The organism is Thermostichus vulcanus str. 'Rupite', from assembly GCF_022848905.1.
Lineage (GTDB): Bacteria > Cyanobacteriota > Cyanobacteriia > Thermostichales > Thermostichaceae > Thermostichus > Thermostichus vulcanus_A.
This window is the reverse complement of the sequence record NZ_JAFIRA010000047.1, coordinates 15,596-27,785: the sequence shown is the minus strand read 5'-3', so window position 1 is coordinate 27,785 and position 12,190 is coordinate 15,596. Positions and strand designations below refer to the sequence as shown.

11 protein-coding genes, 2 pseudogenes and 1 riboswitch are annotated in these 12,190 nt (G+C 54.7%); of the genes and pseudogenes, 5 read left to right on the top strand and 8 right to left on the bottom strand.

Features of this window, described 5'->3' with window-relative positions:
• Window positions 1-423 precede the first annotated feature (423 nt).
• Window positions 424-1,179 carry an ABC transporter ATP-binding protein gene (locus JX360_RS14590; RefSeq protein ID WP_279611535.1) on the top strand — a complete coding sequence of 252 codons (756 nt, stop codon included), beginning with the start codon at window positions 424-426 and terminating at the stop codon, window positions 1,177-1,179.
• 1 nt (window position 1,180) lies between these two features.
• Complete coding sequence (locus JX360_RS14585; RefSeq protein WP_244352349.1) at window positions 1,181-3,574, top strand: ABC transporter permease; 2,394 nt, start codon at window positions 1,181-1,183, stop codon at window positions 3,572-3,574.
• 35 nt (window positions 3,575-3,609) lie between these two features.
• Here JX360_RS14585 and JX360_RS14580 read toward each other — a convergent pair whose 3' ends face one another.
• Window positions 3,610-4,782, bottom strand: coding sequence for an RNA-guided endonuclease TnpB family protein (locus JX360_RS14580; RefSeq protein WP_244352347.1), 1,173 nt, complete (start codon window positions 4,780-4,782; stop codon window positions 3,610-3,612).
• Between the two features lie 231 nt (window positions 4,783-5,013).
• On the opposite strand from JX360_RS14580, the gene JX360_RS14575 reads away from it, so the two are divergent.
• Complete coding sequence (locus JX360_RS14575; protein WP_244352345.1) at window positions 5,014-5,154, top strand: hypothetical protein; 141 nt, start codon at window positions 5,014-5,016, stop codon at window positions 5,152-5,154.
• A gap of 89 nt (window positions 5,155-5,243) precedes the next feature.
• Window positions 5,244-6,662 carry a glycosyltransferase gene (locus JX360_RS14570; RefSeq protein WP_244352343.1) on the top strand — a complete coding sequence of 473 codons (1,419 nt, stop codon included), beginning with the start codon at window positions 5,244-5,246 and terminating at the stop codon, window positions 6,660-6,662.
• Between the two features lie 123 nt (window positions 6,663-6,785).
• Here the strand turns inward: JX360_RS14570 and JX360_RS18070 are convergent.
• Window positions 6,786-6,990: pseudogene (locus tag JX360_RS18070) on the bottom strand (transposase); the annotation flags it as partial.
• Window positions 6,991-7,059: 69 nt separating this feature from the next.
• Here JX360_RS18070 and JX360_RS18065 point away from each other — a divergent pair.
• A pseudogene (locus JX360_RS18065) lies at window positions 7,060-7,579 on the top strand (IS200/IS605 family accessory protein TnpB-related protein); the annotation flags it as partial.
• A 21-nt stretch (window positions 7,580-7,600) separates the two neighbouring features.
• Here JX360_RS18065 and JX360_RS14565 read toward each other — a convergent pair.
• The 6 genes from JX360_RS14565 to JX360_RS14545 form a co-directional block, all read right to left on the bottom strand.
• Entirely contained in the window at window positions 7,601-7,978 is a 378-nt protein-coding gene (locus JX360_RS14565) for a VOC family protein (protein WP_244352342.1), read from the bottom strand.
• A gap of 184 nt (window positions 7,979-8,162) precedes the next feature.
• Complete coding sequence (locus JX360_RS14560; protein ID WP_244352340.1) at window positions 8,163-8,465, bottom strand: hypothetical protein; 303 nt, start codon at window positions 8,463-8,465, stop codon at window positions 8,163-8,165.
• A 134-nt stretch (window positions 8,466-8,599) separates the two neighbouring features.
• On the bottom strand, window positions 8,600-9,985 hold the full coding sequence (gene thiC / locus JX360_RS14555) for a phosphomethylpyrimidine synthase ThiC (RefSeq protein ID WP_244352338.1): 1,386 nt from the start codon (window positions 9,983-9,985) through the stop codon (window positions 8,600-8,602).
• A gap of 5 nt (window positions 9,986-9,990) precedes the next feature.
• A riboswitch (TPP riboswitch) is annotated at window positions 9,991-10,092 on the bottom strand.
• Window positions 10,093-10,295: 203 nt separating this feature from the next.
• Window positions 10,296-10,430 carry a hypothetical protein gene (locus tag JX360_RS17655; protein WP_279611534.1) on the bottom strand — a complete coding sequence of 45 codons (135 nt, stop codon included), beginning with the start codon at window positions 10,428-10,430 and terminating at the stop codon, window positions 10,296-10,298.
• Window positions 10,431-10,439: 9 nt separating this feature from the next.
• Window positions 10,440-10,706 carry a hypothetical protein gene (locus JX360_RS14550; protein ID WP_244352336.1) on the bottom strand — a complete coding sequence of 89 codons (267 nt, stop codon included), beginning with the start codon at window positions 10,704-10,706 and terminating at the stop codon, window positions 10,440-10,442.
• Window positions 10,707-10,959: 253 nt separating this feature from the next.
• The gene (locus JX360_RS14545; protein WP_244352334.1) at window positions 10,960-12,069 is read right to left on the bottom strand and encodes an asparaginase; all 1,110 of its coding nucleotides are present in this window, start codon (window positions 12,067-12,069) and stop codon (window positions 10,960-10,962) included.
• Between the last annotated feature and the right edge of the window lie 121 nt (window positions 12,070-12,190).

The window sequence follows — 12,190 nt, the reverse complement described above, 5'->3', positions numbered from 1 at the left end:
AATAGGTAGGGTCGGCTCAGGGGATGGGGTAGTTGGCAATCCCCTGAACTCCATGAATACCTTGCAGTCTAAGGTTGCAAGGGGCTAGAAGGGAGAATCCCCCGGTTTCTAACCGGGGGAGTGTCAAATTGGAACACAGCTCCGGATCAGGGTCATCACAAGCAAGGGAAAGGTCAAAAGATGCGGGAGTGTTGAAGGATAGAGAGTAAAAAACGTCCATCAAGGAACTGTTGACACTGCATTTGGTAAAGAATAAAGAAACGCAAACAAACCTGTTGATGACTAGCAAGCCGACTCATCATGAAAGGTAGATCCCCTATCCTGTGTTGGTCGAACTGAGACTTCTGACAAAGACAATGTGACCTAGCACGTTGTCACTGAGCAGTTCCAGCCTGGCAATCCCAGACAAGAGGGAGACCCATCATGCCCCCCTGGCAACCTCTGCAAGCGTCCACGGTATCTGCGTCAGCCATTCCCCGCCCACTTTTCTACGGTCGCGGGATCCACAAAATCTACCCGATGGGGGAGATCACGGTTCAGGCCCTGCGGGATGTGGATGTGGATATCTACGAGGGGGAGTTTTTAGTCATTCTGGGGGCCTCCGGCAGCGGCAAATCCACCCTGCTCAATATCTTGGGGGGGCTGGATCTGCCCAGCCAGGGGGAGGTATGGTTTCGAGACTGGGATCTCAGCCATGCGGATGATGCCGCCTTGACCCGCTTTCGCCGATACCATATCGGCTTTGTTTTTCAGTTCTACAACCTCATCCCCAGCCTGACCGCCCAAGAAAATATTGCCCTGGTGACGGAGTTGGCTCCGGATCCCATGCATCCCCGCGAGGCGTTGGAACGGGTGGGCCTGGGGGATCGCTGCGATCACTTTCCGGCTCAGCTTTCGGGGGGCGAGCAGCAACGGGTGGCCATTGCTCGGGCCATTGCCAAGCGACCGGAGGTGTTGCTCTGTGATGAACCCACCGGGGCGTTGGACTTTAGCACCGGTAAACGGGTGTTGGAGGTGCTGGAGAGCGTCAACCGGGAGTTTGGCACCACCGTGGCGGTGATCACCCATAATGCTGGCATCGCGGCCATGGCGGATCGGGTGATCACCATGCGCAGCGGCCAAATCACCCACATCGACCGCAACGCCCACAAAGCCCGCCCCAGCGAGTTGGAGTGGTAGGATGCTGCACCCCTTGGATCGCAAATTGCTGCGAGATCTGCGCCATCTCTGGGGGCAGGTGGTGGCCATTGCCCTAGTGGTGGCCTGTGGCATTGCCTGTTTTGTGCTGGCCCTGAGCGCCTATCAATCTCTGGCCCTGACCCAGCAGACCTACTACGACCGCTACCAGTTTGCCCATGTGTTTGCGGAGATGACACGGGCCCCGCAACGGCTAGAGGCCCAGATCGCCGGGATCCCTGGGGTGCAGCAGGTGCAGACGCGGGTGGTGGCAGATGTGACGTTGGATGTGCCGGGGTTGGCGGAGCCAGCGACAGGACGGCTGATCTCAGTGCCACCAGTTCGCGGCAGCGGGACGGAGTCCTCGGGTCAACCGATGCTGAACCGGGTGTTTTTACGGCAGGGGCGCTACCCCGATCCGCAACGGGGAGAGGAGATCCTGGCTAGCGAGGCGTTTGCGGAGGCCAATGGCTTGGCGCTGGGGGATCGGATTGGGGCCATCCTCAACGGTCGCTGGCAGTCCTTGCAGATCGTCGGGTTGGCGCTGTCACCGGAGTATATCTATGAGATTCGCGGGGCCGGGGATCTGTATCCCGATAACCGCCGCTTTGGGGTGCTGTGGATGGGGGAGGCCGCCCTCAGCACCGCCTTTAACCTGGAGGGGGCCTTCAACAGCGTTGCCCTGACGGTGATTCCTGGCACCAATGAGCAGGCGGTGATCACCCAGCTGGATCGGCTGACGGATCCCTTTGGGGGACGGGGGGCCTATAGCCGCGAGAACCAAGTCTCCCACCGCATCATCAGCGACGAGATCCAGAGCCTGGAGGTGACCGCTACCCTGATCCCCACCATGTTTTTGGGCATCGCCGCCTTTTTGCTGCATGTGGTGCTCTCCCGCTTGATCAGCACCCAACGGGAGCAGATCGCTGTGCTCAAAGCCTTTGGCTACAGCAATGGGGGCATCGGCTTGCACTACCTGAAGCTGGTGCTGGTGGTGGTGGCGGTGGGATCCCTGGCGGGGTTGGGCTTGGGCATGTGGCTGGGGCGGGGGTTGACCCATCTCTATGCGGATTTCTTCCGCTTCCCCCTGCTGGTGTATCGGGCTAGCCCGCAGGTGTTGATCTCAGCGTTGCTGGTGAGTGGAGGGGCGGCCTTGGTGGGGGGGGGTCTGGCAGTACAACGGGCGATTCGGCTGCCCCCAGCTGAGGCGATGCGCCCCGAACCACCGGCCAGTTTTCGCCCCACCCTGGTGGAGCGGCTGGGCTGGCAGCGGCTGTTCTCCCCGACGGGGCGGATCATTTTGCGCAATCTGGAACGGCGACCGATTCAGGCGGGCCTCTCGATCATCGGCATTGCTTTTGCCGCGGCGCTGTTGTTGATGGGGCTGTTTTTTCGAGATGCCGTCACCTACATGATGTCGGTGCAGTTTTTTCAGGTGCAGCGGGAGGATGTCACCGTCATTTTTAATGAGCCTCGCCCGGCCCGCACCCGCTTTGAGCTGGCCCAACTGCCTGGGGTGTTGCAGGCGGAGGGGTTCCGCGTGGTGCCCGCCCAGTTGCGCCACGGCCAGTATTCCCATCGTCTGGGTTTGACGGGATTGCCCCAAGGGGGCCAATTGCGGCGATTGTTGGACAGCAACCTGCGCCCTCAGACGGTGCCCCTAGAAGGAGTGCTGCTCACCGACCAACTGGCCGAGATGCTGCACATCCAACCGGGGGAATGGTTGCAGGTGGAGGTGTTGGAGGGATCCCGTCCGCAGCGGCAGGTGCAGGTGATGGGGGTGGTGGATGAGTTTTTGGGGCTATCGGCCTACATGGAGCTGGGATCCCTGAATCGGCTGATGCGAGAGGGGGAAACGCTGTCAGGGGCGTATCTGTCGATTGACGCGGCCCAGGCCCAGACCCTCTACGACCGACTTAAAACTCTACCGGCGGTGGCGGGGGTCTCCTTTCGGGAAACGCTGTTGCAGAGCTTTGAGGAGATCAGCGCCCGCAACATCTTGGTCATGACCGGGATCCTCTCCCTATTTGCCGCCGTGATCACCTTCAGCGTTGTCTACAACTCCGCCCGCATCGCCCTGTCGGAGCGCAGCCGCGAGCTGGCCAGCCTGCGCATCATCGGCTTTAGCCGCCATGAAATCAGCGTCATTTTACTGGGGGAACAGAGTTTGCTGGTGCTGGCCGGGATCCCGGTGGGTTGGCTACTGGGCTTTGGCTTGAGCGCCTCGTTGGCCAAAGCCTATGTCTCGGAGCTGTATCGGATCCCGTTGGTGATCCATCGATCCACCTATGCCACCGTCGGCCTGGTGGTGTTGGTGGCCGCAGTCGTGTCTGGTATCCTCATCCGTCGGCAACTGAATCGCCTGGATTTGATCGCGGTGTTGAAGACGCGAGATTGACACTCCCCCGGTTAGAAACCGGGGGATTCTCCCTTCTAGCCCCCCACAGCTTGAAGCTGTGGAGTATTCATGGAGTTCAGGGGATTGCCAAGTACCCCATCCCCTGAGCCAACCGCACCCATTACAGATACGGCTTCTTTTAGACTCAGAGGACATGAGAATCCGTCCCACTGGGCTAGGTTCATAGCCGCGTTCCAGTCGGCATCACAGCAATACCCGTCCTGCCCAGTGAACAGATGCCCACTCCTTTTCCCAATCAATCCTGTCCTATGGTCGGTTTTGGATGTGTAGGCAGCAGGACGTTTATGCAGCGTCCTACCCGCCATCTCCAGCTTGTAGGCAACCTTCCACTCCAGGTCGTAGTACGACCAGGTGTGCCGTGACTTACCGGCATCCGAACGCGCCTTTCGACTCTGTCTGGATTGGCGGATACCTGAGAGGTCTTCCATCCACACATCCGCATTTACCGCCTTGGCAAACCGCACAATGCGGCGGCTAACGGTGTGGTTGACTGCCCTCATCCAACGGGCTTCTTTGCGCTCCAGTCGCTTAAGTGCTCGGTATTTACCTGCCTGTTGCAACTGGGCACGACGTTTCTGGAAACGACGACGACGGTGGGCTATCTCCCCACCCCCAAAAAACACCGCTCGACCCCAACGGGTGGCCGCCACCGCCAAACGGTTCTGCCCCCGGTCAACACCCAGCCGCTCTGTACTCTTCACTTCGGGAACATCCCAAGTGATAGACAGAACAGCATACCAAACCCCGCGTATTTGCATCAGCTTCAAGGTTCCCCGTTCACAATCCTGCTCGGCCAGGATGCGCTCAAGACGCTCGGCATAGTAGGAACTGCCAACCTCAAGGGGAACCCGCTTGTCACCCTGAATCGTGGGAAAACTCACTGAGTAGGTGCTACCTACTTTGTGCAGCTTCCAGTTTTGGTTGTTGACCTCTGGCCAGAACACCTTGAAGTGTTTAGCCCGCTGGCCGGCTTTCCCCTTCAGGACACGAATCACCTGGTTGGAGAGGGCAGACTTGAGGGGTGTCACCACTTTGGCGGTGGTCAAGGCTTTGCGTTCCTTCGAACTCATGCGCAGCAGCTCGTTTGCCAGTTCGGTTGTCGCCCAAACCGTCTGGGCAAACATCTCTGCTTTGACCGCGTTGAGATCAAGAAACTTGAGCTTGAGTGTGGTGGTGACCCGTTTCATGGGGGCTATTGTACTATTCCTGTAGATGCTTCGCCGTTATCTACATGACAGAGTACAAGCATTATCGGCATTCGGTTGGAAAGGTGTTGGAATACATCAACGACCCACACCACGGCTGAATCAATTCAGCCTGTGCGCTTATATCCCCCGGTTAGAAACCGGGGGCTTTACGCTGGTTTTCGTAAGCTTGAGCCAGGTTCAACCCACCCAAGGAGATTTCTCGGTACTGCCATGACTGAGCCTAGCAGTAAAGAGCTGAAAGAGCTGCTCCTTTCTCTAGTTTCTCTAGAGAAGGTTGTGCTGGGGTTGGACAAGAAGATTGAGGTGGGCTTAGCGGAGGTGAGAGAACGGATCCATACCCTGGGCGGCTGAATCCTTCTGGTGCGGCTTGGTGGGAGCCGGACGGTTTACCCAGGAGAGCTTATGATCAAAAGCTGAGCTAGCGACACCCCAGGGATCCCTTGCCAGCGTTTAACCACCCCTTGCACTATTGGCGACAGAAAAACCGCTACTACCACGAGGATCTGGAGCGGCTGCATCGTTTCTTTGTCTCTCCCGGCCTACGCATCCTGGAGATTGGTTCCGGCACCGGATCCCTCTTGAATGCCTTGCAACCCCGTGTCGGGGTGGGGATCGACCAAGATGCCGAGATCGTCGCTCAAGCGCAAGTGGAGTTTCCTCATTTGCATTTCCGGGTAGAGGATGCTCACAATCTGAACCATCTGGTACACGACCCGGTTTTGGCGGATCCGTTTGATGTTATTTTGCTAACGAATACCCTGGGCAGCTTGACGGATATTCAGCAGGTTTTACAGCAGTTGCGCCGTTTCTGCAGCCCGCGTACCCGTTTGATTCTCTCCCACCACAATCCCCTCTGGGAGCCAATCCTGGCCCTAGCCACCGCCCTCAAACAGCGGATGCCTTTGCCAGCGGCCAACTGGTTATCCGCAGCGGATGTGGCCAATCTCCTACACTTGGCGGGTTATGAGATCATTCAGCAGGGCAAACGTCTGTTATTACCCCGTCGGATCCCGTGGATTTCCGCAGTGGTGAACAAAGGGATTGCCCCGTTGCCAGGGATCAATGCCCTTTGCCTGACCGAATATACGATTGCCCGGCTGCAACCTGTTGCGGATAGGGATCCCCCTGTTGCCCAGCAACCCTCTTGTACTGTGGTGATCCCGGCTCGGAATGAGGCAGGCAACATCCGTCAATGTGTGGAACGGCTGCCGCAACTGGGATCTCGTATGGAGATCATTTTTGTGGAGGGGCACTCTGAGGATAACACCTGGGCGGAGATTCAGAAGGTACAGGCAGAGTACCAAGGGATCCGCGACATCCGAGGGTTACAGCAGCAGGGCACAGGCAAGGGGGATGCAGTGCGCAGAGGGTTTGCGGCTGCTACGGGCGATGTCTTGATCATCCTGGATGCCGATTTGACGGTACAGGCTGAGGATATGACCAAGTTTTTCTGGGCGGTGGCCTCTGGGCGGTGCGATTTTGCCAACGGCTGTCGGCTGATTTACCCCCTCAAACGGGAGTCGATGCCCAGGCTGAACCAATGGGCGAACCGATTTTTTGCCGCCCTGCTCTCCTACATTCTTGGCATTCGCATCAAAGACTCCCTCTGCGGTACCAAGGCGTTGCGACGAGAGGATTATCTGGAGATCGCCAAGCTGCGGCGGGAGTGGGGTGACTTTGATCCGTTTGGGGATTTCGATCTACTGCTGGGAGCCGCCAAGCGCAGCTTGAAGATTCTGGATATTCCAGTGCGCTATTTCCCGAGAACCTATGGCCGTTCCAATATTCAACACGTGCGGGATGGACTGCGGCTGTTGCGGATCTGTGGCTTTGCCCTGAAGCACTTCAAGGGGTATTGACCGAACTTTGCCGCACTCCCCATCCTCGCTCTAGCAGGATGGGGTCAAGGCAAGGCAGGTGCAGCGAAAGCGGAGGCCGCCAACAGCCCTTCGGTTAAGGGTGCTCCGCACCGCTCCGCGAGTGTCATATCCCTGCTCCTCAATGTATTGATTGAGCACGTCCAAACTGGCTCCACCAGCAGCTGTATCCACGCTTCCCAAAAACTGGCTTCCAGTAAAACGAGCGCAAGTGTTCCGCAAACTCTTTGCGAATTTCCCTGCTGCTAATCGTTTTTAGCGTGTTAACAAGCCTGGAAATACCCACATCAGGGGCCGTGCTAACTAACAAGATGAATCCTGCAAATACAGTGGGAGAAAGCCCTGAAGCCCTTTGGCATGGCTGACACTATCACTATAGGGATTCTGCTCCAATACCTATCGAAGATGTCGTAACATAACCAACAGATTGCACACATTGTTTCAAAGCGAATTGTGCAGATTGCCAAAGCATTTAACGCTGAGGCAATCGTATTTGAGAGCCTCAAAGGCTGGAAGCAACGGGAGGACGGAAACGCTCCACTTTACGACAGCGCTTTCAGGGTTGGCTCAAGGCAATGATTCGCCAATACAGCGAGATGAAATGGCAAGAGGCTGGGGGCAAAACCATCGATGTGATTGCTGTTTATCCCTCAAAGCTTGCTTACGATGGGTCTGGAGTTGTGGAGCGCGACTCCAAAAACCATGCTTTGGCAAAATTCGCCTCTGGTAAGCGATATTCGGCAGACCTGAATGGCTCTTACAATATCGCTGCCAGAGGAATTCTTAAGCTCACGTGCCGAAAGGAGAGTGAGGAACGTTCCAGCAAAAGCTCTGGACGTTCGCCTAGAAGCTGGGCTGGTTTGTGTGAGCTGTGGACTCATCAGGGAGTTACAGGTTAGCACCGACACCACCACCTCGTGTCAGCAGGTGGTGTGAGCTTCATCAAAGGTTCCGGCAGGTTCATACAAAAACTCAAACAGGTTACCATCGGGATCCTTGCCATAAAAGGAGGCTGTACCATCCCGATGCCCGTGAATGGCACCTACAGGGATCCCTTGGTTTTTTAAGCGCTGGTGCTCTTGCTCCAGTTCCTGCAAGTTATCGAAGACAAAGCCAAAGTGAGGCCCCGCCGCGCGATAGCCTGGTCCCAGCAGAGCTAACCCATCTTCACCGGCTTTCATGTAAGCCCAGTCTGCATCCTGCCAAACATTGACCATGCCCAACTGCTGGTAGAACTCGACTGCTCTGGGAATGTCCTCCACTCGCACAGCGACATGCCCGAGTTGTTTGAGTGCCATGTCATCCTCCCTTTTGCTCAATTGAGCCAATTGCAGCAATTGCAAGGGTTCCTATAACCTCAGCATACCTTGAGCATGACTTGCGGCTGGAAAGAGCGGAGAACTCAGCAGTCAACCCCAGTAAGCGGGAAATGAGGGCTTCAGCGGCGCACCCTCGGGGAGCTGGGTGAGCTGAAGCCAATCTTTATGGGACTTGACGCAGAGCGTCCCGATACAAAATCTCGAACACCAGCAGTGTCCAAAGGAGATAGATGCCGATAGCCACCAGAACCTTAGCCAGGATGCTGCCTTCAACCCCCAGTCTAGGCAAGAGGACAAAGCCGACCAAATAGCCCCACAACCAGCCAAAGACATAGCCCAGACTCATCATATAGACCATGGCCAAGCCCCCTAACTCTAGGCTAGTAGGGATTTCTCGCCGAAATAGCCACAGGTAAAACTGGGTCTGTTTTAGCCCAAGCCAAAAAATCCCAGCCAGAGGAGTCAAAAGGAAAACTCCAAGTAACTTCAGTAACCTCCCCATCGGCCAGCTCCTGCCTCTACACCTGTCTTTTTAGCTTTTCTTTTTAGCTTTCACTAGCCATGTCCTCTTCGATTGACAGTGAACTCCATTGCAAAGAATCAAGCTGAGGTCAAAGCTTCCCCAACTGGTTGCCGAGCCAAAAACTGCTCCAAATCCTTGAGGGCTTCTGCATCTATTTTGGTTTGCATGGGGCAGAACTTTGGCCCACACATCGAGCAAAATTCAGCGGTCTTATAAATATCGGCGGGTAGGGTTTCGTCGTGGTATTCTCTAGCGCGCTCGGGATCCAAGGACAACTCAAATTGTCGGTTCCAATCAAAGTTAAAGCGGGCCTTCGACATCTCATCATCCCGATCCCGTGCCCCCGGTCGATGTCGGGCAATATCAGCAGCATGGGCAGCAATTTTGTAGGCAATCAACCCATTGCGCACATCCTCAGCATTGGGCAAACCCAGATGTTCTTTCGGAGTCACATAACAGAGCATTGCTGTGCCATACCAGCCGGCCAAAGCAGCCCCAATCGCCGAACTGATGTGGTCATAGCCTGCTGCAATGTCGGTTACCAATGGCCCCAAAACATAAAAAGGAGCTTCATTACATTCCTCCATTTGCTTGCGCACATTGAATTCAATTTGATCCATGGGTACATGACCGGGGCCTTCCACCATTACCTGGACATCATGTTCCCAGGCTTGGCGGGTCAATTGCCCCAGGGTTTTCAATTCCGCCAGTTGCGCTGCATCAGAGGCATCGTGTAAACATCCCGGTCGCAGAGAATCTCCCAAGCTAAAAGAGACATCATATTTTTTGAAGATTTCGATAATGTCGCGGAAGTGGGTGTATAAGGGATTTTGCTGGTGGTGGGCCAACATCCAGCGGGCCAGGATCCCACCCCCGCGCGAGACAATTCCGGTTAAACGATGACGCACCAACGGCAAATGCTCAATCAGGATCCCAGCATGGATGGTCATATAGTCCACCCCCTGCTGGGCGTGTTTTTCAATAACATGCAAAATGTCTTCCGCTGAGAGCTTTTCTACCTGGCCATGCACACTTTCCAGCGCTTGGTAGACAGGCACGGTTCCAATCGGCACGGGCGAAGCTTGGATAATTGCGGTACGAATTTCATCCAAATTACCGCCCCCGGTGGAGAGGTCCATAACCGTATCCGCTCCGTACTTGACGGCTAACCTCAGTTTTTCTAATTCTTCAGCCAATCCGGAAGAGGTGGGGGAAGCACCGATATTGGCATTCACTTTGCAGCGGGAGGCAATCCCAATCGCCATGGGTTCCAGGTTGGGATGGTTGATATTAGCGGGGATAATCATGCGACCCCGAGCCACTTCGGAGCGGATCAATTCAGCAGGCAAGGCTTCCCGCCGGGCTACATACTCCATCTCTTCGGTGATCAGCCCCTGACGGGCAAAGTACATTTGTGTAACATTCTCTTGCCCACGACGACGGGCAATCCATTCGCTGCGCATGTTGTTAACTCCAGTGTTTGCTTTCCTACGCTGGTGTGAGCCAGTTCAGGTTCCAAGGATGTAATCTCAGCCTGGGGAAGGGATCCCAGACACTCCTAGCGTGGTGTAATGCTATCACCACACCTGAAATGGAGCGGGTAGCTTCAGGATTTATTTGTGTTATTCGTGCGTTTTATTTGTGGGTTTGGGTTCGGAGAACAGCAGAGCAGCAGCAAGAGAGGGATGAGGCCGATTCCTCTTGCTTTTAACGCTGCCAAAATGGCAAGAAACGCCGCAAGCCCAACCAGGGATCCCCCTTCACCTGACCTGCTCAAAGCAGGGATCCCGCCACCACACCTGACTGAGCCCGTAGCGCAAAGCACACCATCGGCGCACAGTTGAGAGCCATAAGCAGGGCCGATCCCCCTACAGAAAACAGGATCCCTTCAGCAGAGATCCCGGCCAACCCAACTGGCTAAGATATCCTAACCATCCGCCAAGGGTGCCAGGCCAAACTTACCAAGAGAGGAGGCGTGAGAAACGTGAGACCCATCAACCCGTCCAGATAATAGCTGCATGGGGATCCCAGCGCCAACAACGCCAGCGGTGTTGCCCAAGCTGTACTCAACAGAGTCACCGGGGATCCCATCACCAGGGTGTTGCACCAGGAGGAAGCAATGTGTGGAGTCAGGATATCCCCAATCTGCGAAGGAGCTTCTCGTAAAGAGTCCATAAAGACCATGGAGTCAAATATCATACCAAGAGGGAAGAGTACCAGCCATCCCAGCGGCAGCTACAGCCCAAGGCACCCTAAATGCAACCCCATCTGCAAGGGATCCAAGAAATCTCAGTGTTTCTGCAGTGTCAGTTTCAGGGATTCTCCACAATTTTCCCTTCAATGCTGTAACGATAGAGGGGGTAGTAGGGGCACGGAAATGCTACTCAATAGTAGGTCATGTAATTACAGAGCTTGTCACCGAGTTGAACTCGAAGCGTCAGTATTCATCAAAGAAGCTCTGGACTTCTTGGACGGAGGATGTTTTTGTCAAAGCAAGGGCTAGCAAAAGCCGGGCATGTTGAGGTGTTAAGTTATCACCAGCTACAAAGATATTCTCATACCGCGCCCAAGGTGCCACACGGTTTTCACCAACGCGACTACTTCGAACAACAACAATACCAGCCTCAAAAGCCTCCTTCAAAGCATCTTCAATATCAATAAGCCAGCCATCCCCCATCGCAGCAACTACAATTCCTTTCGCTCCTGCTTCGATAGCTGCTCTCACCATTACATCGTCACAGCCTCGACAGCCGTACACAATGTCCACACGAGGTAAGTCTGTAATCGCTGTAAAGTCAGCAACATCGAATTCGCTCATGTAAGTATGTTTGCGAATGGGGGCACGGTAGAATACTACTCGGTCGGCATCAGTGCTACCCAATGGACCAAACTCACGGGACTGAAAAGCCTGTAGTCGATAGATAGCCCCTTTGGTCACATCTCGGGCTGAATTAATCTCGTCATTAAGCAGAACCATCACCCCTTTGCCGCGAGCCTCCGGGTCTATAGCTAAGCGAACAGCGTTAAAGTAGTTTGCTTGAGCATCTGTGCTGTAGTTATTGGGTGGTCGCTGGGATCCAACCACCACCACGGGCTTCTCGCTTTTGACAGTTAAATGGAGAAAATAGGCAACTTCCTCCAATGCCCAGGTTCCGTTGGTCACCACTGCCCCTACCACATCAGGAGCAGCTAGTGCTTCCATAACAGCTTTAGCTGCAGCAGGCATATCTGTTTGAGGGATAGGATCCTCATTGTATATCTCAATGTCTGCAATATAGTTGACTTCTGGAACAGTCTCAATCAGTTCAGACGGGCTGAAGTTGCCATGGCCGCCATAATCATAGTAGAAGAGGGGGTGGGGGGAGCGAGAGGTAATAGTACCTCCCATGTTGACATGAACAACTTTCGGTCGGTTTTCAGGAATGGATCCTTCAAAAAACTCAAGGCGTGCTGGGTCATGATTAGCAAATGTTGACAACTGCGGAAGAGGGAATGTTGCTAGAACACCGAAGGCTAAAATTCCCAGAAGAGTATTACGTGTTTTCATGAATGCAAATCCTTGTGAATGAAGAAAATAGGGCCAACTTAATTTTTTAATCCTCATGTGGAGGAATAAAGTTCTTGCAAAAATGGCTTTGTAGAGTTTCTGTGGAACTTACAGGAAATTC